The sequence below is a fragment of the Barnesiella propionica genome (genome assembly GCF_025567045.1).
GTDB classification, from domain to species: Bacteria; Bacteroidota; Bacteroidia; order Bacteroidales; family Barnesiellaceae; genus Barnesiella_B; species Barnesiella_B propionica.
The window spans coordinates 90,391-114,606 of sequence record NZ_JAOQJK010000011.1; the positions used below are offsets into that span (position 1 = coordinate 90,391).

Consider the following 24,216-nt stretch of genomic DNA (forward strand, 5'->3'; position numbering starts at 1 on the left):
AACTAATGCTGTTCAGCTATCTGACGAATAATTTAATATTTGTCACAGAGTTTTTTTAATAATCCTTTAGTTTTTCAATTTGCGATTTGGCATACTGTTTTTATAGTAGTATGTTATATCGTTCTATTTACAGTTGAGTAATGAATTATACATATAGACAAATATGGCTCATCAACTTTCCGGTGATGATGAGCATTTTAATAGAACAATTAATTAATATTACCGATGCTGTTTTTTTGGGTCATGTGGGAGAAGTCGAATTAGGGGCATCTGCTATAGCCGGAATTTATTATTTGGCTATTTATATGCTTGGTTTTGGATTCAGCATAGGACTACAGGTAATGGTCGCCCGAAGAAATGGAGAGCAAAATTATAGGGAAACAGGAAAGACCTTCTTTCAGGGTTTATTCTTTTTATTGGGGTTGGCCCTTTTTCTTTGTTTGTTTATTCGGATCGTTTCTCCTTTTTTCCTGAAACGATTAATAATTTCTCCGGATATTTATCAGGCCGTAGTTCAATATTTAGATTGGCGTAGTTTCGGATTATTATTTTCATTCCCGTTTCTGGCGGTTCGGTCTTTCTTAGTAGGAATTACACATACTAAGGCTCTGCTTGGTGCTGCCATTATTGCTGTGGTAATCAATATCTGTTTCAATTTTCTTTTGATCTTTACATTGAAGTTGGGGATTTCTGGAGCGGCAATAGCCTCGTTACTGGCAGAATCAGGTTCATTTATTATGCTTTGTATCTATATGTGGAAAAAAATAGATGTAAAAAAATATGGATTGAATCCGATTTATAATAGAACGATCTTTTTTAAAGTACTGAACTTGTCAATATGGAGTATGTTTCATGCCTTTATTAGTGTAGCCCCTTGGTTTTTGTTTTTTGTGGCGATTGAACATTTAGGAAAAATGGAACTGGCTGTCTCCAATATTATCAGAAGTGTCTCAGCTTTATTCTTTGTAATAGCGAATTCTTTTGCTGTTACTACAGGATCGCTGGTGAGCAATGCTATTGGAGCCGGAGAAAAGAAGGCTCTTTTTCCCATTTGCTGTAAAATTTTAAAATTAGGCTATGCTATCGGACTTCCGTTAGCATGCATTGCATTGTATTGTAACCGCTGGATCATAAGTCTTTATACTGATAATGAACAGTTGGTGCAACTCGCGTTTATTCCTTTTATCGTCATGCTGCTGAACTATATATTTGCTTTACCCGGGTATGTATACCTTAATGCAGTAGGAGGAACGGGAAAAACGAGAATTACATTTTTATTTCAGGTAATCACAACAGTGGTGTATTTGCTTTATCTTTATTGGTTGAGTAATTATTTTCAGGACTCTCTGGCTGTCTATTTAACAGCGGAATATCTTTTTGTTATTTTGCTGGCAGTACAATCCGTTGTTTATTTAAAGAAAAAACATTATTAAATTGAAGAACTTATGAAAACTAAAGTATATCCGCGTTTCAGTGATAAGCAAACGGTTTATCTTAATGCTGTCGTGAAAGATCCGCAAATAGAAGTTGGTGATTATACTATTTATAATGATTTTGTGTCCGATCCATTATTGTTTGAAAAAAATAACGTGCTTTATCATTATCCAATTCACTCGGAGAGATTGATTATTGGCAAGTTTTGCTCAATCGCTTGTGGTGCGAAATTTTTGTTTAATTGCGCTAACCACACATTAAAGTCTTTATCTACTTATACTTTTCCTCTGTTTTATGAAGAGTGGGGATTAGATAAGACAAATGTTAGTTGGGCTTGGGATAATAAGGGAGATATTATAATTGGCAATGATGTCTGGATCGGTTATGGGGCTGTGATTATGGCAGGAGTTCATATCGGAGATGGTGCGATAATCGCTGCGTGTGCCGTAGTAACAAAAGATGTTCCTCCTTATACAATCGTAGGGGGGATACCTGCCAAGGAAATACGAAAACGTTTTGATGCCGATGTAATAGAACGATTGTTAATGTTGAAATGGTGGGAGTGGCCGGTTAGTAAGATTAAGAAAAATATTCCTTATATAATAAACGGAAAATTGAATGATTTAATAATGGAGCATGATCGATAAGGATACAAGCCTCTTTAAGCTTTTAAATATAGTTTTATATTTTAAATTCATGATTATATTTGTGTAAATATTTAAATTTAATTTTATAATAATCATTGTTTTGATGAGTAATTTTTATAATAACCGAAAATTAATATTCAATGGGAAAAAACATATTTAATATAACAACTTGTGAATATTCTAACAATTATTCCATGAAAGATTTTGAAAAATGGAAATTACCAAATGACTATCATTGTGTTTATGTTTTGGAAAACGGTAGGGATGCTTATATTGGGGAGACTTTAGTTGCTGAAGTTAGGGCTCAACAACATAGAAATAAATATTGGAATTTGAACTTTAAAAGAATGCATATTATTACAAGCGATCTGATGGAAGAAACGCCGGCAAAACATTATGAAAGGTTGTTAATAAGATTAATGAAAGTCGATGGGTTATTTAATATTGTGAATGGTAATGATGGGTATAAAACTCATTATCAAAGGCAGAACGAATTTGAATTGCATTTTGATAAGCTTTGGAGTCAGTTGGTTGAAAAAAAACTGGTAAAAAGAAAATCTTTTCAATTTGTACTAAATTTAAATACCTATAAATATTCTCCATACATTACATTTACAAAGGAACAAATAGATGCACTAACCTATATTATGAATATTCTGAATTCGGATGAAACAGAACCATATTCAGAAAAATATGATAGAAGACCTATACTCATAAACGGTAGTGCCGGCACAGGAAAGACTGTTGTAGCAACTTCTCTTTTTCATTATTTGAGAAATGATAACAGCTATAAGGATAAAAAAATAGCCTTGGTCGTTGCTAATGAGCAAATGCGTAATATATTGAAAGATGTATTCAATGAAACGTGTGAGGGACTTAGTAAAAAAGATGTAATTAGCCCAATAGAATTGACAAAACAGAAATATGATATTATTATTTGCGATGAAGTTCATGCATTAAGACGAGGTGAAAATTTAGTGTTCTATAAAAAACATTTTGAAGCTGGGAATGAGCGATTAGGACTTGATAATACTCACAATGAATTAGATTGGATATTAGAGCAGTCAGAGTATCAAATATTGTTTTATGATGAAAAACAAATGGTTAAACGATCCGATATTCGTAGTGATTATGTTAAAGAAAAGATTCATAATAATAAGCTAAGAGGATTCAGACCTATAGAATTGAAAACGCAAATGAGAAATAAAGCGGGAGATTCTTATGTTAATTATATATATGATATTCTCTATCAAAGGTCAATACAAAAGCAAACTTTTGAAAATTTTGATTTTAAACTTTACAATTCTTTTGTTGAGATGAGAAGAGAAATATCTCGAAAAGAAGATATTTATGGACTTAGTAAACTTTGTGGTGGGTATGCGTGGAAATGGATTAGTAAGAATGATGCTTCAATTCCCGATATTGTTATAGAAGATGAAAAGATTAGATGGAATCGCGATAAAGAAAAATGGATCGGAAATATGGATTCCAGATATGAGATGGGAAGTATTTATACTCTTAGAGGACTTGATCTAAATTATATTGGTTTGGTAATAGGTCCGGATCTTTACTTCGATAAAAAAGATAATGAAATAAAAGTCAATAAAAAAAATTTATATTCTAATGACGTAAAAAAGAATGCAACAGAAGAAGAAATAAAAGAATATGTATTGAATACATATGCTGTACTTTTTACAAGAGCTATTGAAGGCACTTATATTTATGTATGCGATGATAATTTAAGAGAGTATTTTAAGCATTTTGTAGATTATATATAAGAATAAGGTTAGGTAAATAAGTATTTTTCAAACCTGATTACATCTCTTAGAAAAGAGATGTATATTTTAGCAAAGTAGAATTTAGCCCCAAAAAGAGTTATTTATTTAGGAGGTTACTTTGTAGGACCTCTCCAAGATTTAAAGAAAAACAAAGGATATCGATTAAGCTGGGTATCCTTCGTTTTTTGCAATCTCGCAATATCCGAGTGAGTACCCGTCTGGGCTCCCAAAAAGAAAAATCCTTGTAAGTTCTTGTCTTACAAGGATTTTTGTCTTTCGTTTGTGGTGCCACCAGAAAGTGAACGCTTTACGTATCACCGTTGACAATCACCGACTTATCTTTTCTTCTATTGGAAAATCCACACGATTTAGCACACGATTATTTCTCATCGTTCTACCCGTGATTTAACACGATTGTTAGTGCAAAGGTAAGAAAGAATATTAAATCAATCCATTATTTGCCCGAAAAGTTGAAACAATCAGTCATTCTATTTCTGTTGTTCAGTAAAAATAATACACAATAGAAATAGAAATGGAATTTTTATGGCGGTAAAATTTACGGCTGTTTAATTTGCTTTTTCTTTGTTCCGAAACCGTCAGTTCCGAAATGCCCATTTCGGAACTGAATTATTCTGTAAGCGAATCTACAAACTCACCAAACCTTAAAATCTTCTCACTATTTGCTTTATTGAAAAGCAAGTGTTCAAAATCCTTTTGCTTCTTCTTCAAATCAATTGTTTTCAGCAATTCGGCTGTCGCTTGCTTGAACTCTTGCAAATTATGCACTCCGCAACGCTTTGAAAGAAAATCGTAATCGGGTTTTGCTTGTGATAGTAGAAACATCAGGTCGTAAAAATCACGGCCTTTGGCACGGGCTAACATAGCGGCAATTTTCATGCTGCATAATACACCATCGGAAGGAACGGGAAACGGGAAAAAGAATCCGCAACCTTTAATATTTGTGATAACTGGAGGATAAACGATTCCTTGGTCTTGGCTTTCGACCTTTATCAAAAAACGTTCTTCCTTGTGTCCACTCAACCCCAAATCGAATAATAGTTCAGGAAAATGGATATTGCGCCGGAAAGCTGTTAGTTTCGGATTTTCTTTGTCCTTTGCTTCCACTCGTAACCCAGAACGTTCCAAAAACTGAATTACTCCGTTTGTTATTTCAATAAATTCTTCTTTCGAGAGGTCTTTGCAGTCAAAATCCAAATCTTCTGAGAATCGGTCTATCCCTTTTACCAAACGCAGATTTGTCCCACCGATAAAAGCCATCTTTTGGATGCTTGGCGTAGAAGAAAGGTAATCCAGAATCATCAACTGTAAATACTCTTTCAGTATGTGTTTATCGGAACCCGAATTTCCACGGATTTGAGCCGGAAAATAACTTCTTATTTGTTCAATCTGTATCATAAATCGTAAGTCTTAAAAAGTAACTTTACCCGATGGTCAAGCGCCTTGCTTTGAAACTTGGCACAGTAGTCCATTAGTAAATCCTTGTTTAAATCATCTTGCAGGTAATTTTCATCCAACCGCAGTTCTTCCAATTCCTGCTTGCTATCATAGAACGGATAAAGATACAGCAAATCAAGTAATGCCTTTTCAGGTGTGGCAAACTGTATGGTGCGATTGTCTGCCATGAGCTTTAACTCGTATCCGAACATCAGGTTTTCTTTGACGTTCTTATAAGAGTATTCGCCAAAGTCATTGGCGAATGATGCCGTTTTTAATGACGTCACACTGGTAATCTGTATCACTGCTTCCGGTATTATCCCATAAAACGCCAATGCCGTGTGCAGGCTGATATAGGACGGACGGTAAATCCGATTGGCAAAATAAAGGGAATAATCCGGCTTGCTCTTATATTCCGAGAAAGCGAAATACCCCTGACGTAACCGGATAAGATATCCTTTCTTCGCCCAACGTGTAAGGTTGTTGCGGTCAAAATCCGGTTGCCATGCATATACCTGATAGATATTGAAGCATGCCAAATCAAATAGCTGTTCCTTAAATTCCAGAAATTTCATTTCTTTATTTTGTTTCCATTATGCTGCAAATATAGTGCATTTTAGAAACAAAATAAAATATTTGGGATGAATTGAAGATATTCTTGTTCTGTTGACGAGACGAAAATAGACTATTTTTGTCTTGTCGATAGTACAGAAATATAGTGTCTTAGATTACTTTTTCGTATTCAGTTTCAATTTGTTGAGAAAAAGAATATATCGTGCTATAATCTTTATTGTATTGATAATCTCTCTCCAATTTGCCTATTTCGTTTATTATTTGAATTTCATCAGAGCAATCGGTTGTTTCTCGTGTATATAAAACGGCTATCATTAGAACCGTTTTAATCAATAAAATCCTTTCAAATGATGTACTCCATTCTTTTGTTTCTTTTCTAAAAGGTTTTCTGATTTCATTTATTTCTTTTTTTAATAATCTTCTCAATTTCTCAACAAACTTATCTTTATTTTCTTTGTCAATAATTTGAAAAGACCAACCTGTCATATCGATAATTCCCGAATAATTCCGAACAGAATCGAAATTGCCGATTAATGCTAAAAATTCATCACTCCATAATTGAAATATAGCTTTAGCATCAATTAAATTTTCTGCCTCTAATTTCAACAAAACTTCTTCTACAAATTTTTTCTCAATCGATGGATAGTAAGAATACAATATCTGCCTAAACATATTTTCAAGTCGGTCTTTGCTATAATTTTCAACTAAAACAGATGAAATAGAAGATAAAACACTAGATTCAAGAGGGGTATCAATATGTCGATTCCTGAATTTATGGTTAAGCAAGCAGATAACAAAAGCGCACAGTGATTCATCAATAGATAAATTACTAAATAGCAATCTTTTAAATTTATCAAATGTTATACTTGGAGTTTCTTTCAGAATATTAGAAATAAGTGCAGATGTTGCCACTGCTTTCATAAAAGGGATATTGCAGTGAAGTATTTTTTCTGTTAAAAAACCTGAGTCATCTCGCCAAAATAGAGATTCTAATAAGTTGGCAAATAAAATCGTTGACAACTTGGACAATGGAGCATTTTTCAAATCTTTATTTTTGTTTCTGGCATATTGATTTTTAATGAATTCTATGAGTGTAATGTATTCATTAAAATTAATATTTAAAAGTAAACTACAACCATAATAGACGCCATAATTACCATAACCATAAGTTTCCGATATATAGTCACCCAATCGTACAACCTTTTCGACAATATCTTTAAATTCTTCAATGAATAAAAAATGAAAATCATATTCTCGGTAACGTCTTCTTTGAGAAAATCCAAGCGGAAATTTTGCAGAGATAGTTGATTCCATATATTTTCTTAATTCAACAGCAAACATTGGATTATCTACTGTTTCTAATATAGATATGATTTTATCATCATGGGTCGTTGTTGCTAATAGATATCCGAAAGTTGCCCAAAATTCAGGAAATGTTTTTTTCGATAAAGCCTTAGATATAAAATTTTCAATGACATTTTTCGATACATTTTCATCTTTTGTAATTTCTAGTTTCAATTGCTCATACAATTTTGCATTAGCTATTTTTTCCTCATCATTGATTTCTAATTTCGTTTTTGTGTCTTTATAATTATACAATGGGATTATTTTAATAACACTATTTTCGATTTCTGTTTTACTGATTAAATCATTGATATGGTTATTAACTTTTTGAAGTACATCCTCTGGAATGGGCGTGATAAGCAATGGTTGCTTTTTCGTTGCTCCTTGTATTGAATTTGATAAATGGAACCCCTTTTGCAATATATTTCCGTTAAAAATTAGAATATACCGGTCATGCAAAAGATTTATATCTCCACCTCCTGTGCTCCTCATATCATAAATACTTAACTTCAGTGAATCACATAATGAAGGATTTGAAAAAATAAATGACTTTATTCTAGTTGCTCTATTAGGCTCTATATCCTTTTTAGGTTTTTTTCTCTTTCGAAATATGCTAAAAATTTGAGAGTATAAATTAAATTTAGAACTATCAGTTGTTTCTTTTTTATCGTCATCTGTTGATGTTACTTGCGTGCAAGTAAGGATGATATAATCTGTATCCGCATTCGTTGTTCGGACAAGAAATTCTAATCCTAAAATATCGTAAAAAGGGTCTTGAATAACTACTTGTTTAGCATTTTTTGTTTGTTCCTTAAACCATTCTAAAAAAGAAATAGAGCCATGTTCCTCCGTTTTCGCATCCCAACCTTGTGGGAAGAATTCAGCATCAGACTTTTTTGGATTTATTCGATTAACATATTTGGAAAAATTTCTATCTATTTCCACCCAAGGGTCTTGAGTATATTGACCAATGGTTGAGGATTTATATGATGTTTTCGATATTTTTTTAGCCTCTGATATTTTTTCTTTCGTCTTCTTATTACTATTTTCAATGGCGTCCAACCAAGGAGATTGCACAATTCCATGCAAACCAACCATTCCCATATTAAATTGAATTTGCCGGCACAATGTTACAGAATATTTATACCATATTTGAAATACATTATTTTCTTCTTTCCAAATACTTATAGAAATACTCCCTATTTGTTCTTGGCTCTCAAAAATGATTGAGAGATTTTGTTCCTTTTCGTGAAATATTTCCTTGCATTCATCTAATATCACTTGTTCCCCATTTTTCAAGAAACAATTAATTAACAGTTTTTTAGAGCAAGTATAAATATTGGGTTTTATTGAAATAGAAATCTTCTTACAAATGGATTCTTCTTTGCAATCAATTGTGATAGTTTCTTTAATAGTTCCAGAATTTACATACCCGACTTCAAATTCATCGGCGCATTGAGTATTGATAAATTCAATATTACCAAATCGGACACAACCCGTTGTCAGAAAAGGCAAGTTGGTTTCTTCTTGTAAATATTTTAGCACTGATAATAAAGCAGAGTTCTTTATCTTCTCATCTATAAAAAGAACATTCATTTTATCTAAATTGTAGATAATTAAAGTAAAAGAAGGAATATCTTTAAATGGACTAATCAATGCGTTTTTTTCATACGGATTGCGAGAAATGAAAGTATTTGTTTCGTTGAAAATGACAGGACGTATACTGAAGTTTTTCGCATAAAATACATCAAATTTTAATTTATTAGCATTTAATTTGTCACTTGCATTTTTTAGGCTTTTTCCTAATAATAACTCATTAACTAAGTCAATAATTATTGAAGGATAATTGTAGATGCTGATTTTGGAAATAGAATACGTATTATTAATGGAAGTATAAACCTTGTTGAAATCACTACAAAAGTATTCATCACTTACATCTTCTCGAGTCGTTCTTATACACAAACCATATACAATCTTATATATTTTTTCATTGGTGTCATTATTCTTAATTTCTAATACAAATAATTGAAATAATAATTTTGTTGTATCACAGAACAGGGGAAATAATCTTGAATCTTTCATCATTTCCTCTGTTATTTCATTATTTCTTGTTGTTTTATTCATATAAGTCATTTTTAAACCATAATATTTATACCTTTAACTACACTCTGCGTTTATCAGCCGCAAAATGGAACATTAACGTTTTATGTTTTTAATATTCCAAGATTGTTAACAAACTCTGTTGGTTTAAGTGCTTTTGTCATAATCCCTAACTTATGATAAGTTTCTGCCGCTTTATAATGACATTTATCATCTATGGTTAGAAAGTAGTCACAATGAGCTCCATAAAACACATGTAAAGCATCATCAATCATATTTGAAAATCGAGCATCCGATTTGTATCCTTTAAAATCAATTCTAAAATAAGTATCAGTAATTTTTTGATATGCAGGATTGTCACTTGTTTTATTCTTCGGAGCATATTCTTCCCAAAATTTGTCAGATTCCAAATATGAAGGGAGGTCTTTATTAATTCCTTTAAACAAATCTTTTTGTTGTTTAAGTTTCGTTTTACTTTGATTTATATACGTCTTCAATGATTTGTAAAGCGAATAATCTTTCTTTGCATTATTTGAAAAATTATAAATATCTTCCATCAGTGCAAGCATATTCATTTCCGATTTTGTTTGTGGAAACATTAAATTGAAAATTGGAGCAGCCTTGTATATCTCTTTAAAATTTGATGGCACATGGATAAAACGATACATTTCCATGGCTTTTCTCATCAAGCCTGTGTCATCGCAGTCCATAAGTCCAAGAAATGAATCAGAAGTTCTGTCTTTTTCATTTAATGCCGAATTGAAAAATTCATCAACATCTCGATAATGCCATGTTGATTGAGTATTTCCCCAATATTGAACAATACAAAGGTTATTCGTTAGACGCTTGATAGTATTGAGGTGCTGTGGAATGTAAACAGGATTATTAGCATATCCTCGTAGCAAATCATTAATATGAGCATTAGAGTAAGGAGTTGTAATCTTCTCACTAACTATTAATCCTTCAATTGTTGAATAAACTTGTTTCTCTTCTTCATCCAAGTCATCCATTTTTTCTATCTTATTAAAAATATTCCAGTCTAAATAGATATAATTGCTCATTTTTTAAAATTTTGAGTAAAGATACTAATTTCTATTGGTATTTTGATGATTTTCAGCACATAATAATCTTCTGAACCACGCTATTATGAAGCTGCATAAAATCGCCATTACACTGCCAAAAGTAATTCTCGGACTATCGGTTATTCTCGTGGGGTTTCCGCCCTTCAGAACGGGCTGGGAAGCCATGAACGGGAAATAACCGAAGTTGGACGGGAGATAACTTTTGGCACAATATAAATCTAATTTTTTCAACTAAATCTTGGTCTTCGTTTCTTCTTTTTCTTGGGTTTCGATGCTTGTTGTTCATCCACTGGATTGACATCCGCAGCCGATGGAAGTATCGAAAACAAAGAAGACAAACCATTTCCATCGTTTGATTGACCTACTGAATTATTAGTTGATTGATTTACTGACGTACTGATTTGCTGTTGTATTGAAGTATCTGAAATCGTTTTTTATATTTTTATTTGTTTGTGTTTTTATATTTTCATCTGTTTGTATATCAACAATCTTTTTCTTTTCACCAGCAAAATTTTGTTCGGGGGCTTTCAGTTCCCGTTCCTGCATCCGTAGTTTATCTGTCATACTGCCATTTTTCATGGTGTTGCAAAACTCGAACGTTTCGGATAGTTGCCGATTATAGCCGAACAGTTTATCAAAACCTTTTTCTACATTCTCAAATAAGGTTGTACGGTCAAAACCGCCTGTGATAACGCCTTTCTTGGTGTTGCGGTTGTTGGTAAGCGGACTTATCTTGATTTTGTTCGATTGGTCTTTACGGCTTACAATCAAATGGCAGTGCATGTTCAGTTTATTGTCGGAACGGTCGCGATTGAAATGGATTTTGCCATAGAATTTTATGTCCTCTGCCGATAGTCCTTTATTGAAATTCTTGGCGTATTCGGGAATGAGCACTTCTCGGATATACCGTTTCATGGCTTCGGCTTGTTCCTGTTTCGTGCTGCCCATCGCTTGCAGTTCCTTTTCCGATGGGCTGACATGGACAGCGTAAAACTTGGCATCCGTTTTTAGCAGTTGCCCGATGTTCCCCTCAATGTCTTTTACAACTTGGGATTTATAGACATTATCATCCGTAAGGTTGAAAAAGCCTTCGGTATAAATTCCCTGCTCCATCCGTTGCAAATCTTCATGCTCGCAATAATTTGCCAACTGTCGGCTGCTACCTGCATTGTTGTAAACTCCGTTTGATGGTGGCGGAAAATCTATATTCATGCTTACTATTCGTTTATCAGGTGCGTTATTTCTGCTTTTAGGTTTTCTTTACGTTTGCCGTCCATCACTCCGCAAGCTGCCAACTCCGCATAAAGGCTAATCAACTTCAAAAGTTTTTCGTTATCTCTTTTCTGTACCTGTTGTAATGTGCCGATTTGCTTGCCCTGACCATTTATCACATTGGCATGCTCGGTAAATTTATCGCTTATCCTTTGCAGAACGGCGTTGTATTTCTCCTGATTCTTCTCTAATTGTGAAAGAACAAGCGTTTCCAATGCTTTCACAATGCCATCGAAGCGGACGGCTATTGAATTGGTCGCCCGTATCATCGGGTTAAGTTCCTTTTCCTCGTAGTTCCGAATGAAACGAATAATATCATCCTGCCGTTTGTTGATTTTGGAAAGTTCGGCTTTGACCGATTCGGGGGCATCGGCAGGATTGATATTTGCCTTGTCGATATACTTGAAAGCCTGTTTCACTACTTCCGCTTTTTTCAGCGAATAGCGTTTGCTTATCTTTTCTACTAACCCGCCGGTTTCCTTGTCTATGGAAACGGTGGTAAATATGGTTTTCCTGCTGCTATTTTGCATGAGTAATTACAATTTTATAGAAATTCGTTCTATTAATCGCCTGATAATAAGCAATAAACTTAAATTGATTATTACAGGTGTCATTACAGCGGTTTAACTTAAACCGCTAAAGCCGAAGGCTTTGCCCCGCAGGGCAAGAGGGAAGAACAGGACTTGTCCAGTTCCCTCTTGCTCAATTTAGCGAAACGAGCGAAGCCGAAAGGCGTAGCTGTTTCAGCTAAATTAGGGTGATAGCACAAGGGAGTAACAGGAATGCTTCATTCCTAAATTTGCTACCTTTTGCTTTCAGAGCTGATTCTCTAATTGATTGGCTTTTTCAAACTGTTTGTAGGTTTGGAAATCGGCACGTTCACGAACGAAAGACCTAATATCACCAGCACGATAATAAGTTTTCTTTCCGATGGTAAAGAAAGGTAGTTGCCCGCTTACCCTATAACGTTGAAGAGTTCGGAAAGATACTTTCAGAAGAAAGGCTAAATCCTGATTATCGAGTATCTTTTCATTATCATCTAATACTTTATCGGTATTGATTAGGGATTTTAAGTCTTTACCTATTTCAGTGAGCTTCTTGGATAGCTTTTCCATCCACATGTCAAAGTTTTCATTGTCTATATACATTTTGCTTCATTTTTTAGTTCAACATTATTGTTTTCAATCGATTGATGAAGCAAAGTTCAGCAAATGGTGAAAAATAAATTAGGGGAGTAGATCACCTATTCCCCTATAAATTATTAGTAAGTTGCTGATTTACAAATAACCTCTATTTTTACTTTCTATTTTAATGGCGACTATCAATTCATTTAGAAACTCTGTCAGTTTTGTTGCCTTGCGTTTAAAAACATCATCCCTTTTCTTGTATATATCCGCAAACTTAAAATTCATTCCTTTCTCAAATACCCGTGTCAGTTCAGAAAAGTTCACAGGGTTGCCAACCTTGTTCCTTACAGCATGAGAATAGAACAAGCCGCAAATTAATTCCATTATATCAATCATATCCACATCATTGGCTAAATAAACATCAGATTCAAAACTATCCTCTGTGTTTAGTGGGAAGGAATCAGGATTATCTAAGCGAAATTGTACCACTCTAAAAGTAGAATCCAATATATTCAATAGTTTAGCCAATAACAACCGGATTTCAAGTAAAGAATTATCATTTTTAATTTCTAGCCGCATGCTCAATTCTTTTATCTCTGCTGCCGTGTAATTTATGGTAAAACATAATAGTATAATATTCTGTTCCTCCTGACAAAATAAAAAGAGTTGTCGTACAAAATCATCATAAGCTATTGATAACTCTATACGGTCAATCTCTTTGCCATTAGCAGAACAAGAGAGCAGGTTGAATAACTTTGTTTCTAAAAAACGTTTCACTTACACTTTAAATAGTTACGTTACATACATAATCATATCTTTCTTTTTTTTGCAACTATAAAAATTTCACTGCTGGACGTGAAATTGTTCTTGCCAAGTAATTTTCTATAAATAGAAATTTTACAGAATCCGACCTTTTTTAATACATCTATTATTTCTTTTTCTGAATAATATCTCTCCCAAATAATGAAATGTTTAATTGTTCCTTCGAGTATCAAATTATATTGGTATGCGAATACTTTATTCTTTGGATAATGGAATGTTTGACTTAAAAGCAGATATTCGCTTTCATTCCAAAAACCACCATGAGGCGCATATTCCCAACTTTGATTTTCCTGTCTATCATTAATAATACCTTCTGAAAAAACATCAAAAATAAAAACTCCATCATCAGTCAAAGAACAATATATACTATTCAGTAATCGGTCACGATCACTATCAGAATGTGTTCCCATATCGCAATAGATCATGATTATAGTATTATAGTTACCTTTGGGATAATTATTAATGTAGTCATTCAGAATGTATTCGACTCCATCCTGTTTTCTCCTTGCATACTCTATCGAAGCCTTATTAAAGTCAATACCTGTTACAATATAATTTTCATTTGTGAAAAGCGAAGTATATAATCCCGGACCACATCCCAAATCAAGTAAATGACTTTCAGGTTTTGAATGTTTAAGAACAAAATTCACTATCTTTAAAATAGACTCTTGCTTTCGGCTAGCTCCATCAGACTGTAAATCAAGATGCTTTTTTAGTATTTGTTGCTGAATATAAGGATCAGTCCAAATATTATGATTGGACTTTTCGAATAAAGCGGGCTTTTTGTTGATGATTCTCATTTGTATTCTGAATATTTGTTATTAGAAAATCCCATAGTAGGATATGAAATACAACTATCCGTTACAAACATGAAAATTCACGCACCTTTTTCGGGCTAAAGACAATATTACAAAAACGTTGGAAATGATACGCAAACGAGTAACAGAAAGGTTTTCTGCTACATCTAAAAGTTTGTATGGATAGAATATCCGTGTATCTACATATAGAAAGTATTGATTCAGTGGGCTAAAATAGTGATTCCTTTTTAAATAGAGATATATTTTAATGTTTTTCTGAAAACAAATTTGACGGGCAACTCTTTTTCGTATTTCGGTAAAACATTCTATAGATAAACTGAATACATGTCTGAATGTTTCTTTCGCTAGAAATGGAACTTCTTAGCTGGTTTTATTCTATATCCTCTAAATCTTCAACGTCTATGTAACGATTATGTAATTCACTCATAGGCATTGTATAAAAGGGTTTAAGCCTAAAGGATGAGATTAGACATTAGTAGCTTTACTATGCCACTTCCAGACAGTTTTTAAAACGGCTCTTGATTCTTCTTTCATTTGCCGATGAAAATAGAATCAATACGTTTATAAACCATTAAAATTAAAAGTATGGAAGTAGTAACCATTGAAAAGAGAACCTTTTCGTATGTCTGCGAACGATTCACTGAGTTTGCCAAACGGATAGAAAGTTTGTGCAGCACTCATACACAAAAAGTAGAAAACTGGCTGGATAGTCAGGCTGTGTGCCTATTATTGGGCTTTAGTAAACGAACGCTGCAATATTATCGGAGTAGCGGAAGATTGTCTTATTCTCAAATAGGCAGTAAGATTTATTATAAATCTGCTGATATTGAAAGAATTATTGCAGACAGTGAAAAACTGAATCAATCACCCAAACAAACCACGCCTTATGAAAAGAACTAAAGAAGATTATCCGTCCTTCAACCTGTTTTCCATTGTCGGCACATGGGAAAGCGTTAATCTGAATCCTACGGTTATCATCTACCGGAATGACAAAAAACATCTCCTTTCTATTATATATGTATCGGAAACCACCAAACAGGCTTCTCCTGCTACGTATGAGATACAGAAAGATGGTAGCCAGTATTTTATTACCGTTGCATCCAAACGGCTCTATATTGATTATGATCCGGCAAAAGATGTACTTGGCATTTCATCACTAGGTGACTATCTGCGTAACTAACATATCAACCAGCTAATCATATAACTGATTAGCTATCTAGCAATCTTGAAATCAATCTTTCAATAAAACAATTTTTCAATCATGGAACTTATAAATAAAGATACACCGCAAGTCAAAGACTTTATTTCTTCGCTCGATTCAATGCTGAACGGCATTGAATCTATTGTCAAGCACTACAAGCCCCACCTGAACGGAGAGCATTTTCTTTCTAACCATGAAGTTTCCAAAAAGCTGAATGTCAGTTTACGAACTCTGCAAGAATGGCGAGATACAGGATTAATCCCCTTTATCCAGATAAAAGGTAAAATCATCTACCGCCAAAGTGATATTGACAAACTGCTCGAAAAGCACTACTTTGAAAGTTGGAAGGAATAACCTGCTACCCTCAAAACTTACTTAAAAAAGGATTGAGATAATGAATTTTGAAAAGTAATTTATATATGGATATAGTAGCAATAGAAAGAGTTTCCTTTGATATGTGTATTGAGAAAGAATGGATAGAGGGCAAGACATTGGCAGCTTCCTTAAATATATCTTTGCGGACATTACAGTCTTTACGGGAGAGTGGCAAACTTTCTTTTTCGACCGTTGGCAAGAAAGTATATTATAAGGTTTCCGAAGTACAAAAATTATTGGATTCAGGTAGAATAAAAGTAACCATTAAAGAATAATTACTTATGGATTTGTACACGAATGAGGATAGCCAAGAATTATTGCAATCTTTAGATAAGGCTTTACTTTATATAGAATATGTATTGAAGAGTAATAAGCCCATGTTTGAGGGTGAACGGTATCTGACAAGTGAAGAACTTTGTTCTATACTCAAAATCAGCCGTAGAACTTTACAGTATTATCGGGATGATGGTATTTTCCCTTTTATTCAACTTCTGGGCAAAGTGCTGTTTCGTGAATCGGATATAAAGAAGGTTTTGGAAGATAGGTTTCGTTCTGCCTATAATATAGAAGATTATTCTCTTTAGCTTTTAATATAATGAAGATAGATAAACGGCTACCGTCTGAATAGATTGGGTAGCCGTTTTCATCTTTAGGTCGTTTTAATAGAGAAGTTCTCCCGTACATTTTGCATATCTCGGAGAATACTTTGATCTAATACTTTGGCGTATCGCTGTGTCATTTTTGTATTGGTATGACCGAGCATCTTAGATACATTTTCCAATGATACATTGTTAGCCAGCGTAACGACAGTCGAAAATGTATGACGTCCGGTATGCGTGGTCAGGTTCTTCTTAATTCCGCAGAAATCAGCTATTTCTTTCAAATAACTGTTTGCCTTTTGGTTGCATGGAACAGGTAATAATGTACCTTTCTTTTCACAAAGCGGATAGCCTTTGTACTTATCCAATATAGCTAATGGAATATCCAAGAGTGGAATGTTACACATGACTTTTGTCTTTTGGCGAGCTTTTCTTATCCAGACGTTCCCTTGATTATCTGATACCAAATGTTCGGGTTTCAATTCCGATACATCTATGAACGCTAATCCAGTCCAGCACTGAAATAAGAAAATATCACGTACCAATTCCAAACGTGGCACATTGAAAACTTTAGTTCGTAAAATTTCTAATTCTTCTTTGGTTAGAAATTCCTTATGTACTTCCTGCTCATGGAAGTGGATATTCATAAACGGATTCTTATCTATCCAGTCATTTGCAAGAGCCATGTTAGTAATCTTCTTGACTACTTTCATGTAGCGGATAACTGTATTTTCTTGCAGATTCTTTTTCGACTTCAAGAAATGAATATAATCCTGAATGATGGCATTATTTATTTCTTTCATCGGAATATCCTTTAGATGATACTGTTTTAGAAGCATTTCTTTAAAATACTTTAAGCATGTATCAAAACGGGAGATAGTGACCTTTGCATAATCCTTGCCTATCAGTTCTCTGCATTTGTCGTTGTGTTCTTGGAATACTTCAAAGAACATCATGTGCTTTTCATCCAGCCCGAGAAAACGTCTTTTGATTTCCATCGGATTAATAAGTTTGTTTTCATCTTCCAAAGTCCGATGAATCTCATACAAGCGTAATTTTACCGATTCCAGATAACGGTTTACTTCTACTGATTTAGAATCTTTACCTGTACACCGTTCTTTAGCTTGCGACCAAAGTTCTGGCTTAACGGTTCGTTTTAGCTGCATTTCAGCTAATTGACCTTGAATAGTTATCCGCAACATGATAGGTGTTTCACCTGATTTTACTGTTCTTGTTTTGCGGATGAAGAACAGCACGTTGAAAGTCTGTCGTTTCATACTCTAAAAATTAATGTTTAAAGTTACTGAATCGTGCAGAATAGCAAGAATCAAACGCTAAGACAATCAACGACTTACGGTACAATTCGTGGATATTTTTTTCGAAACTAAAATTGTCCACGATTTAGCACTACGGAAGTGCGTTATTTTGCCAGAAATATGCGGATTGAGAGAAAAAGAAAATCCCTGAAATGTTTAATTTTCAGGGATTTACCAAATTTGAAGTCTTTTAAAAGTGGTGCCACCAGGAATCGAACCGGGGACACAAGGATTTTCAGTCCTTTGCTCTACCAACTGAGCTATGGCACCATCATTTTTGCGAATGCAAAGATAGATATATTTTTTATTTTTCCAACTATATTGAAGAAATATATGCTATTCTTCGCTAAGAGAGTTCCATCCTTGAGCCTTAAGGGCGATTTCAGTTCCGTCCCGAGTGATCATGTAACATCCGAGATCTTTTTTTGTGATATGTCCTATAATACGTATGCCCGGAATAGTGATGATTTCATCGTGTGCAGAGAGGGGAATGGTAAAAAGTAGTTCGTAGTCTTCACCTCCGTTGAGAGCTGCCGTTATGAGACTCATATTGAATTCTTCAGCCATAGTAGCTGTTTGATAATCTATGGGAATACGGTCTTCGTAGATGCGGCATCCTGTATGGCTTTGATTACAGATGTGCAGTAGTTCGGAAGAAAGGCCGTCCGATATATCCATCATTGAAGTTGGTACAATATGATGCTCAGATAATTCTTTTATGATATCTTTTCGGGCCTCCGGTTTTAGCTGGCGTTCAAGAATGTATTCTTTTCCTTCGAATGCCGGTTTAAATACTTTTTCTCCCGAGAAAACTTTTTTTTCTCTTTCTAATAATTGCAAACCCATATAAGCGGCTCCCAGGTCTCCGCTTACGCATATCAGGTCGTTTTCTTTTGCTCCGTTACGATATACTATTTTTTCTTTTTCTACTTCTCCGAGACAAGTTATACTGATGGTTAAACCTGTCATAGAAGCAGAAGTATCTCCTCCTACCAAATCTACGCCATATACATCGCAGGCCAATTGTAATCCGGAATATATTTCCTCCAGGTCTTCTATTGAAAATCTTTTGGATATACCAAGAGATACGGTCATTTGTTTCGGTTGACCGTTCATAGCGTAAATATCAGAAAAATTTACAATTGCCGATTTATATCCTAAGTGTTTCAACGGAACATAGGTAAGGTCGAAATGTACGCCTTCTAAAAGTAAGTCGGTAGTAACAAGCACCTGTTTATCTTTGTAATCAACTACGGCGGCATCATCTCCTATTCCTTTAACAGAGGAGGTGTTTTTAAGTTTTATTTTATCGGTCAAATGATTAATAAGGCCGAATTCCCCTAAGGTAGATATTTCTGTTCGTTTTTTCTGTTCCATGCAAATTTTATTGAATGAAGCCCACATATTACACCCTTTTATGCGATGTAGTGTGTGGGCTTCAGGATATATAACAAATACAATGTTTTTCTTATCAGAATTGTTCTACGAGTTCTTTCATGATAAGTGTCATTTTAGGCTGGGCCTCTGCTGCGGCTTTCTGCACTTCTTCGTGAGAAGCTTTTTCCACAATACCTTCTACTCCCAGGTCGGTAATAACAGATACCGCAAATACATCCATTCCTGCATGGCGGGCAACGATTACTTCGGGAACTGTGGACATGCCGACGGCGTCTCCACCAATAATATGGAAATACCGGTATTCTGCAGGAGTCTCAAATGTAGGTCCTTGAGTTCCTACATATACTCCTTGCTGTACTTTGATATTATTTTTTGCTGCTACTTCAAGAGCTTTATCAATAAGTTTTTTAGAATAAGCTTCACTCATGTCCGGGAAACGTACTCCCAGTTCTTCGAAATTTTTCCCATGTAGCGGATGCTCGGGGAATAGATTGATATGATCCCGTATAATCATGATATCTCCTACGGAAAAATTCGGATTCATGCCTCCCGCAGCATTGGATACAAAAAGGGTTTCTATACCTAATTCTTTCATAACTCGTACAGGAAAAGTGACCTGCTTCATGTCATATCCTTCATAATAATGGAAACGACCTTGCATGGCCATGATATCCTTTTTGCCTAATTTACCGAAGATAAGTTTTCCGCTATGGCCTTCTACAGTAGATACAGGAAAATTAGGTATTTCGTTATACGGGATTTCTTGCTTATCAGTAATATGTGTTACCAGTTCGCCTAATCCGGTACCTAGTATAATAGCTGTTTTAGGCATAACAGGTACCTTGCTTTTAAGATACGCTGCTGTTTCTTTAATTTTTTCAATCATAGTTTAACAAGTTAGGTATTAATTTACAAATATAATAAATCTTCTACCAATAACAAATCTTAATAATCTTTTTATTGAAAATAGAAATACCTGATTTGCTTCAAAAGAAAGATATTTATTTCTTTTTACTACGCCGATTCTTCTGTACAGTTTCGATTATTTTTTTAGAAAAAACAGTATTAGCATTTTGTAAAAAATCGACAGATATAGGTATATTGTAAAAATGAGATTTTAATTCTTCTGAGAGAAAAGGAGAAGAACATAGTCTCGCTGTGTCTTTCTCTGTCGTAATGATATATTTGTTTTTGCCAGGAAGAGTCTTGAATTTGTTTTCAATGGTTTTAATATCTTTAAGAGTGAAATTGTGATGGTCGGGGAAAGAAATCGCTTCTGAATGAGCAGGGAAATTTTTTATATACTGATATAATGATGCCGGATTGGCGATACCTGTAACCAATAGGAGAGAATCGTCTCCGGTAAGAGAGGATAGGGATAATTCTTCTTCCTCTCCAAACATTTTTTTGGGTAATGTATATGTGAAATGCGAGAAATATAGGTCTTGATAAGGATATAAATTCAATTTACGGGAAATAATACGGAAATCTATTGGCTTGATATCTTCCGGACATTTGGTTACAATAACTATATTTGCTCTGTATAAGCTGGATATTGGTTCGCGTAATTTACCCGCAGGTAATAATTTGTCGTCATAGATAGGTCTGTGATGGTCTGTCAAAATAATGGATATCAAAGGAGATACGTATCGGTGTTGGAATGCGTCATCCAGAAGTACAACATCTATAGCCGGTTCCAGTTCCGTCAATTTTCTTATGCCCCTGCGTCGATCGGTATCGACTGCAATGACTACGTTAGGAAATTTTTTTAGTATCTGATAAGGTTCGTCTCCAATTTCAGCCGAAGTCGAATTATTGTGTGCGAGGATAAATCCTTTTGTTTTTCGTTTATAACCGCGACTCAAAACTGCTACTCTGTATTTTTCGGAGAATAATCTGATGAGGTATTCTATATGAGGAGTTTTTCCGGTCCCCCCTACAGTCAGGTTTCCAACCGAAATAACAGGAATATCAAACTCTTCGCTGGAGAGGATGCCCCAGTCGAAGAGTTTATTTCTTATGCTTACTCCCACGCCGTAAAGTAAAGATAAAGGAGTAAGTGCAGTGATTATTTTTACGTGGTTTTCTTCAAGCATATTTATTAATAAATAACTATGTCTTCCATCCGGCATTGTAACGGATCTATTTCACGCATATTCTTTAAAGTTTCGAAGTATATATAATCACTTCCCAAATATGATTTAAGAACAGCTGTTTTTGTTTTATTGCCGAATTGTTCCATTAATTCTTCAAATATACCCTTTTTTTTCGGATATTCTTCTAAAGCATATTTTTCCATATTAGCTTCCTGGGCTATCCATTCAATAGCATCTTTCATACTCCCAAGTTCGTCAACCAAACCTATTTTTTTTGCGGTGGTTCCGTCCCATACACGACCTTCGGCTATTTTTTTGATAGCAGCAATGTCCATATGGCGGCCTTCGGCACAACGTGAAGCAAATAATTCATATCCTCTTTCTACATATTGTTGCATTTGAAGTCTTTCGTCGGGAGTCATGGCACTCGTAACATTCGGGAAAGTTCCATATTTGTTTGTCTTGACGCCATCGAAGGTAAGGCCTATTTTGTCAGTCAGTAAATTCCCGAAGTTAGGAATCAAACCGAATATTCCTATTGAACCTGTCAATGTAGTAGGTTCTGCAAAAATGCGGTTAGCACCGCATGAAATATAATAACCGCCCGAAGCAGCGACATCTCCCATGGATGCAACTACAGGTTTACCTGCTTTTTTGATCTGTTCCAAAGCTTCCCATACTTGTTCTGAGCCAAATGCGCTTCCACCCGGTGAATTTACGCGCAGAACAACAGCTTTTATATTTTTATCCGCTTCGATTTTAGTAAGGTCTTTTACTAATTTTTCGGTATTTATGCCGTCTCCAGAAGCACCGTCTATTTCACCAACGGCATATACGACTGCAATTTTATCTTTTGCATTGTTTTTCGGTTGGGAAATAGATGCAATTTCTTTAACACTGGCTAATGTAAGTTCTTTATCTTTATCTATACCTACCTTTTCTTTTAGGAGATTTTCGAATGCCGGACGATAAATTAATTTGTCGACAAAACCATATTTTAAAATGGTTTCCGGTGCTTTAGTCATTAATAATGTGTCGGCATAAGCATTTAATTGAAGAACGGGGATAGAGCGGCTTTTTGATAAGTTCGTCAGAAGATCGCTCCAGATGGCATCCATGTATATTCTGGTTTGTTCTTTATTAGCTTCGCTCATTTTAGTCGCAATATATGGTTCTACAGCCGATTTGTATGTTCCCACTTTGAAAACTTGCATTTCAATTCCAACCTTTTCCATCAGGTTTTTATAAAATGTTATTTCGCTGGCAAGTCCTCTAAAATCAAGCATGCCTACCGGATTCATAAATACGCTGTCGGCAGCGGCAGAAAGGTAATATTCCCGTTGGGAATAATTGTCCCCGTAAGCATAGATGAATTTTCCTGATTCTTTGAAATCGTTCAAAGCGTCGCGTATGGCGTTTATAGATGCAACCCCTGCACTTAGTCCGTTGGCTTCTATATAAATACCGGATATATTTTTATCATCTTTTGCAATAGATATAGCTTTAAGAGTTTCATCCAGTCCTAGTGTTTCGGTATTATCTCCGAAAATCATATTCATGGGGTCCTCTTTCGTACGTTCAGTTAATATCCCGCTTAGATTAATATGAAGAATTGTTTTAGGACTTGTCTGGTATTCTGCAGAAGAAGATAGGGTCGCTATGCCTGCAAAAGATAAAATCATGATCCAGAACATGACAAATCCGGCAATAAGAACGCCAAAAACGCAGGCGAACATAGTAGTGAAAAATTTTTTCATGTATTTGTATTTTAAATTAGTTTGAATATTCTATTATATAGTATAATGTAATTAACGTTGCAAACATACAAACTTTTTTAATATAAACAAAAGAAACAATAAATATTTATCGAAAAACAATAATTGACTGAATTAGATACAATCTAAAAACAAAACATCGAATCGTGTTGTTTTTTAAATCAGAAAATAGGAACCTAATAAAATGATAAAATAATGAAAACATCTTATTTGTTTTTAGCCAAAGGGTTTGAGGAAATTGAGGCCTTGGCTGTAGTCGATGTAATGCGCAGGGCTGGCGCGGAAATTAAAATGATATCTATGGCCGATGGCCGTGATGTAACCGGTGAACATGGAATAACAGTTATGGCGGATGGGCTATATAAAGATATAAAATTTGACGATGTAGAAGGATTCTATATTTTACCCGGAGGGGAAGAGGGGACCAAGCAGCTTTTTATGAATGATGACTTTAAAATGAATTTATTGAATCATTATAATCAGGGACGACATGTTGCTGCAATAGGAGAGGCTCCTGCTATCTTCGGCGATTTGGGAATGCTAAATGAAAAGAATGCAACAGCTTTACCCGCTTATATGCATTTTTTATCGGGTGCAACTTATACCGGATTACCGATCGAAATACAAGATAATGTAATAACAGGTAGGGGAGTCGCCGATTCTTTGAAATTTGCTGTGGGGATAGTTTCTATAGCAGCCGGAAAAGATGCAGCAGAGAAGGTTTCCAAAGAACTTTTGATGGTATTAGGATGATATAATGATTGCTTTATTAAGGACGCCTTGACACAATGTGCCAAGGCGTCCTTATATTGTACAGAGCGGACTTGTTCTAATAAATATCGGCAACTATTATATTTTTTAGCAATAAGAAGTAAAAGGTTTAATAGAAGGATGTTTTTCCGTTGTTTGATATAAATATTTGATTTACAGCATATTGATTATTGTTGTAGAATTTTTTTTCAAAAAAAGGCAGAAAAAGTTTGTGAGATAAATAAAAAGCCCTA

At 34.6% G+C, this 24,216-nt stretch carries 23 protein-coding genes and 1 tRNA gene; 9 read left to right on the top strand and 15 right to left on the bottom strand.

What is annotated here, in order from left to right; genetic code table 11:
* The first annotated feature begins 140 nt into the window (after positions 1 to 140).
* The 3 genes from OCV73_RS13540 to OCV73_RS13550 all read left to right on the top strand — a co-directional run bounded on the left by OCV73_RS13540 (position 141) and on the right by OCV73_RS13550 (position 3,859).
* Positions 141 to 1,433, top strand: a complete 1,293-nt coding sequence (locus OCV73_RS13540) for an MATE family efflux transporter (RefSeq protein ID WP_147553024.1) — start codon at positions 141 to 143, stop codon at positions 1,431 to 1,433.
* A 12-nt stretch (positions 1,434 to 1,445) separates the two neighbouring features.
* On the top strand, positions 1,446 to 2,081 hold the full coding sequence (locus tag OCV73_RS13545) for a CatB-related O-acetyltransferase (protein WP_147553026.1): 636 nt from the start codon (positions 1,446 to 1,448) through the stop codon (positions 2,079 to 2,081).
* A gap of 194 nt (positions 2,082 to 2,275) precedes the next feature.
* Positions 2,276 to 3,859 carry a DNA/RNA helicase domain-containing protein gene (locus OCV73_RS13550; RefSeq protein ID WP_262512969.1) on the top strand — a complete coding sequence of 528 codons (1,584 nt, stop codon included), beginning with the start codon at positions 2,276 to 2,278 and terminating at the stop codon, positions 3,857 to 3,859.
* 627 nt (positions 3,860 to 4,486) lie between these two features.
* On the opposite strand, the gene OCV73_RS13555 is transcribed toward OCV73_RS13550, so the two are convergent.
* The 9 genes from OCV73_RS13555 to OCV73_RS13595 all read right to left on the bottom strand — a co-directional run bounded on the left by OCV73_RS13555 (position 4,487) and on the right by OCV73_RS13595 (position 14,434).
* Positions 4,487 to 5,275, bottom strand: a complete 789-nt coding sequence (locus tag OCV73_RS13555) for a nucleotidyl transferase AbiEii/AbiGii toxin family protein (protein WP_147553028.1) — start codon at positions 5,273 to 5,275, stop codon at positions 4,487 to 4,489.
* Positions 5,272 to 5,889 (bottom strand): type IV toxin-antitoxin system AbiEi family antitoxin domain-containing protein, encoded by a 618-nt coding sequence (locus OCV73_RS13560; RefSeq protein ID WP_147553030.1) that lies wholly within the window; start codon positions 5,887 to 5,889, stop codon positions 5,272 to 5,274. Before OCV73_RS13560 ends, OCV73_RS13555 begins: the two co-directional genes overlap by 4 nt.
* Positions 5,890 to 6,037: 148 nt before the next feature.
* Positions 6,038 to 9,355 (bottom strand): VPA1262 family protein, encoded by a 3,318-nt coding sequence (locus tag OCV73_RS13565; protein WP_147553032.1) that lies wholly within the window; start codon positions 9,353 to 9,355, stop codon positions 6,038 to 6,040.
* Positions 9,356 to 9,435: 80 nt separating this feature from the next.
* Positions 9,436 to 10,392, bottom strand: coding sequence for a hypothetical protein (locus OCV73_RS13570; protein ID WP_122127209.1), 957 nt, complete (start codon positions 10,390 to 10,392; stop codon positions 9,436 to 9,438).
* A 393-nt stretch (positions 10,393 to 10,785) separates the two neighbouring features.
* A complete protein-coding gene (locus tag OCV73_RS13575) occupies positions 10,786 to 11,625 on the bottom strand; it encodes a DUF5712 family protein (RefSeq protein ID WP_262512970.1) in 840 nt (279 codons plus the stop codon).
* A 5-nt stretch (positions 11,626 to 11,630) separates the two neighbouring features.
* The gene (locus OCV73_RS13580) at positions 11,631 to 12,215 is read right to left on the bottom strand and encodes a BfmA/BtgA family mobilization protein (RefSeq protein WP_147553033.1); all 585 of its coding nucleotides are present in this window, start codon (positions 12,213 to 12,215) and stop codon (positions 11,631 to 11,633) included.
* Positions 12,216 to 12,500: 285 nt separating this feature from the next.
* Entirely contained in the window at positions 12,501 to 12,833 is a 333-nt protein-coding gene (locus OCV73_RS13585) for a helix-turn-helix domain-containing protein (protein ID WP_147553035.1), read from the bottom strand.
* Between the two features lie 129 nt (positions 12,834 to 12,962).
* Positions 12,963 to 13,589, bottom strand: a complete 627-nt coding sequence (locus OCV73_RS13590; RefSeq protein ID WP_262512971.1) for a hypothetical protein — start codon at positions 13,587 to 13,589, stop codon at positions 12,963 to 12,965.
* Positions 13,590 to 13,621: 32 nt separating this feature from the next.
* Positions 13,622 to 14,434 (bottom strand): methyltransferase domain-containing protein, encoded by an 813-nt coding sequence (locus tag OCV73_RS13595; protein ID WP_147553036.1) that lies wholly within the window; start codon positions 14,432 to 14,434, stop codon positions 13,622 to 13,624.
* A 603-nt stretch (positions 14,435 to 15,037) separates the two neighbouring features.
* On the opposite strand from OCV73_RS13595, the gene OCV73_RS13600 reads away from it, so the two are divergent.
* From OCV73_RS13600 to OCV73_RS13620, 5 genes are all read left to right on the top strand, one after another.
* A complete protein-coding gene (locus OCV73_RS13600) occupies positions 15,038 to 15,352 on the top strand; it encodes a helix-turn-helix domain-containing protein (RefSeq protein WP_147553038.1) in 315 nt (104 codons plus the stop codon).
* A complete protein-coding gene (locus tag OCV73_RS13605; protein ID WP_147553040.1) occupies positions 15,339 to 15,632 on the top strand; it encodes a DUF3876 domain-containing protein in 294 nt (97 codons plus the stop codon). The genes OCV73_RS13600 and OCV73_RS13605 overlap by 14 nt, the downstream gene beginning before the upstream one ends.
* A gap of 81 nt (positions 15,633 to 15,713) precedes the next feature.
* Positions 15,714 to 16,007, top strand: coding sequence for a helix-turn-helix domain-containing protein (locus OCV73_RS13610; protein ID WP_147553042.1), 294 nt, complete (start codon positions 15,714 to 15,716; stop codon positions 16,005 to 16,007).
* Positions 16,008 to 16,072: 65 nt separating this feature from the next.
* Positions 16,073 to 16,303 carry a helix-turn-helix domain-containing protein gene (locus tag OCV73_RS13615; protein WP_147553044.1) on the top strand — a complete coding sequence of 77 codons (231 nt, stop codon included), beginning with the start codon at positions 16,073 to 16,075 and terminating at the stop codon, positions 16,301 to 16,303.
* Between the two features lie 6 nt (positions 16,304 to 16,309).
* Positions 16,310 to 16,612, top strand: a complete 303-nt coding sequence (locus OCV73_RS13620; protein ID WP_147553046.1) for a helix-turn-helix domain-containing protein — start codon at positions 16,310 to 16,312, stop codon at positions 16,610 to 16,612.
* 65 nt (positions 16,613 to 16,677) lie between these two features.
* Here the strand turns inward: OCV73_RS13620 and OCV73_RS13625 are convergent, their stop codons facing one another.
* From OCV73_RS13625 to sppA, 6 genes are all read right to left on the bottom strand, one after another.
* Positions 16,678 to 17,904 (bottom strand): site-specific integrase, encoded by a 1,227-nt coding sequence (locus OCV73_RS13625; protein WP_147553048.1) that lies wholly within the window; start codon positions 17,902 to 17,904, stop codon positions 16,678 to 16,680.
* Positions 17,905 to 18,140: 236 nt separating this feature from the next.
* Positions 18,141 to 18,213: transfer RNA gene (locus OCV73_RS13630), tRNA-Phe, on the bottom strand.
* A 66-nt stretch (positions 18,214 to 18,279) separates the two neighbouring features.
* The gene (thiL, locus tag OCV73_RS13635; protein WP_147553050.1) at positions 18,280 to 19,320 is read right to left on the bottom strand and encodes a thiamine-phosphate kinase; all 1,041 of its coding nucleotides are present in this window, start codon (positions 19,318 to 19,320) and stop codon (positions 18,280 to 18,282) included.
* Positions 19,321 to 19,414: 94 nt separating this feature from the next.
* The gene (locus OCV73_RS13640; RefSeq protein WP_147553052.1) at positions 19,415 to 20,227 is read right to left on the bottom strand and encodes a purine-nucleoside phosphorylase; all 813 of its coding nucleotides are present in this window, start codon (positions 20,225 to 20,227) and stop codon (positions 19,415 to 19,417) included.
* Between the two features lie 115 nt (positions 20,228 to 20,342).
* Positions 20,343 to 21,437, bottom strand: a complete 1,095-nt coding sequence (lpxK, locus tag OCV73_RS13645; RefSeq protein ID WP_147553054.1) for a tetraacyldisaccharide 4'-kinase — start codon at positions 21,435 to 21,437, stop codon at positions 20,343 to 20,345.
* A gap of 5 nt (positions 21,438 to 21,442) precedes the next feature.
* Complete coding sequence (sppA, locus tag OCV73_RS13650; RefSeq protein ID WP_147553056.1) at positions 21,443 to 23,194, bottom strand: signal peptide peptidase SppA; 1,752 nt, start codon at positions 23,192 to 23,194, stop codon at positions 21,443 to 21,445.
* A gap of 213 nt (positions 23,195 to 23,407) precedes the next feature.
* Between sppA and OCV73_RS13655 the strand changes: the two genes are divergently transcribed.
* Positions 23,408 to 23,965, top strand: a complete 558-nt coding sequence (locus OCV73_RS13655) for a DJ-1/PfpI family protein (protein WP_147553058.1) — start codon at positions 23,408 to 23,410, stop codon at positions 23,963 to 23,965.
* Positions 23,966 to 24,216 lie beyond the last annotated feature (251 nt).

Excerpts from the sequence above, each read along its gene's own strand:
- OCV73_RS13540 (WP_147553024.1), top strand. The coding sequence starts at position 141 with ATGAATTATACATATAGACAAATATGGCTCATCAACTTTCCGGTGATG.
- OCV73_RS13545 (WP_147553026.1), top strand. The coding sequence starts at position 1,446 with ATGAAAACTAAAGTATATCCGCGTTTCAGTGATAAGCAAACGGTTTAT.
- OCV73_RS13550 (WP_262512969.1), top strand. The coding sequence starts at position 2,276 with ATGAAAGATTTTGAAAAATGGAAATTACCAAATGACTATCATTGTGTT.
- OCV73_RS13555 (WP_147553028.1), bottom strand. The coding sequence starts at position 5,275 with ATGATACAGATTGAACAAATAAGAAGTTATTTTCCGGCTCAAATCCGT.
- OCV73_RS13560 (WP_147553030.1), bottom strand. The coding sequence starts at position 5,889 with ATGAAATTTCTGGAATTTAAGGAACAGCTATTTGATTTGGCATGCTTC.
- OCV73_RS13565 (WP_147553032.1), bottom strand. The coding sequence starts at position 9,355 with ATGAATAAAACAACAAGAAATAATGAAATAACAGAGGAAATGATGAAA.
- OCV73_RS13570 (WP_122127209.1), bottom strand. The coding sequence starts at position 10,392 with ATGAGCAATTATATCTATTTAGACTGGAATATTTTTAATAAGATAGAA.
- OCV73_RS13575 (WP_262512970.1), bottom strand. The coding sequence starts at position 11,625 with ATGAATATAGATTTTCCGCCACCATCAAACGGAGTTTACAACAATGCA.
- OCV73_RS13580 (WP_147553033.1), bottom strand. The coding sequence starts at position 12,215 with ATGCAAAATAGCAGCAGGAAAACCATATTTACCACCGTTTCCATAGAC.
- OCV73_RS13585 (WP_147553035.1), bottom strand. The coding sequence starts at position 12,833 with ATGTATATAGACAATGAAAACTTTGACATGTGGATGGAAAAGCTATCC.
- OCV73_RS13595 (WP_147553036.1), bottom strand. The coding sequence starts at position 14,434 with ATGAGAATCATCAACAAAAAGCCCGCTTTATTCGAAAAGTCCAATCAT.
- OCV73_RS13600 (WP_147553038.1), top strand. The coding sequence starts at position 15,038 with ATGGAAGTAGTAACCATTGAAAAGAGAACCTTTTCGTATGTCTGCGAA.
- OCV73_RS13605 (WP_147553040.1), top strand. The coding sequence starts at position 15,339 with ATGAAAAGAACTAAAGAAGATTATCCGTCCTTCAACCTGTTTTCCATT.
- OCV73_RS13610 (WP_147553042.1), top strand. The coding sequence starts at position 15,714 with ATGGAACTTATAAATAAAGATACACCGCAAGTCAAAGACTTTATTTCT.
- OCV73_RS13615 (WP_147553044.1), top strand. The coding sequence starts at position 16,073 with ATGGATATAGTAGCAATAGAAAGAGTTTCCTTTGATATGTGTATTGAG.
- OCV73_RS13620 (WP_147553046.1), top strand. The coding sequence starts at position 16,310 with ATGGATTTGTACACGAATGAGGATAGCCAAGAATTATTGCAATCTTTA.
- OCV73_RS13625 (WP_147553048.1), bottom strand. The coding sequence starts at position 17,904 with ATGAAACGACAGACTTTCAACGTGCTGTTCTTCATCCGCAAAACAAGA.
- thiL (WP_147553050.1), bottom strand. The coding sequence starts at position 19,320 with ATGGAACAGAAAAAACGAACAGAAATATCTACCTTAGGGGAATTCGGC.
- OCV73_RS13640 (WP_147553052.1), bottom strand. The coding sequence starts at position 20,227 with ATGATTGAAAAAATTAAAGAAACAGCAGCGTATCTTAAAAGCAAGGTA.
- lpxK (WP_147553054.1), bottom strand. The coding sequence starts at position 21,437 with ATGCTTGAAGAAAACCACGTAAAAATAATCACTGCACTTACTCCTTTA.
- sppA (WP_147553056.1), bottom strand. The coding sequence starts at position 23,194 with ATGAAAAAATTTTTCACTACTATGTTCGCCTGCGTTTTTGGCGTTCTT.
- OCV73_RS13655 (WP_147553058.1), top strand. The coding sequence starts at position 23,408 with ATGAAAACATCTTATTTGTTTTTAGCCAAAGGGTTTGAGGAAATTGAG.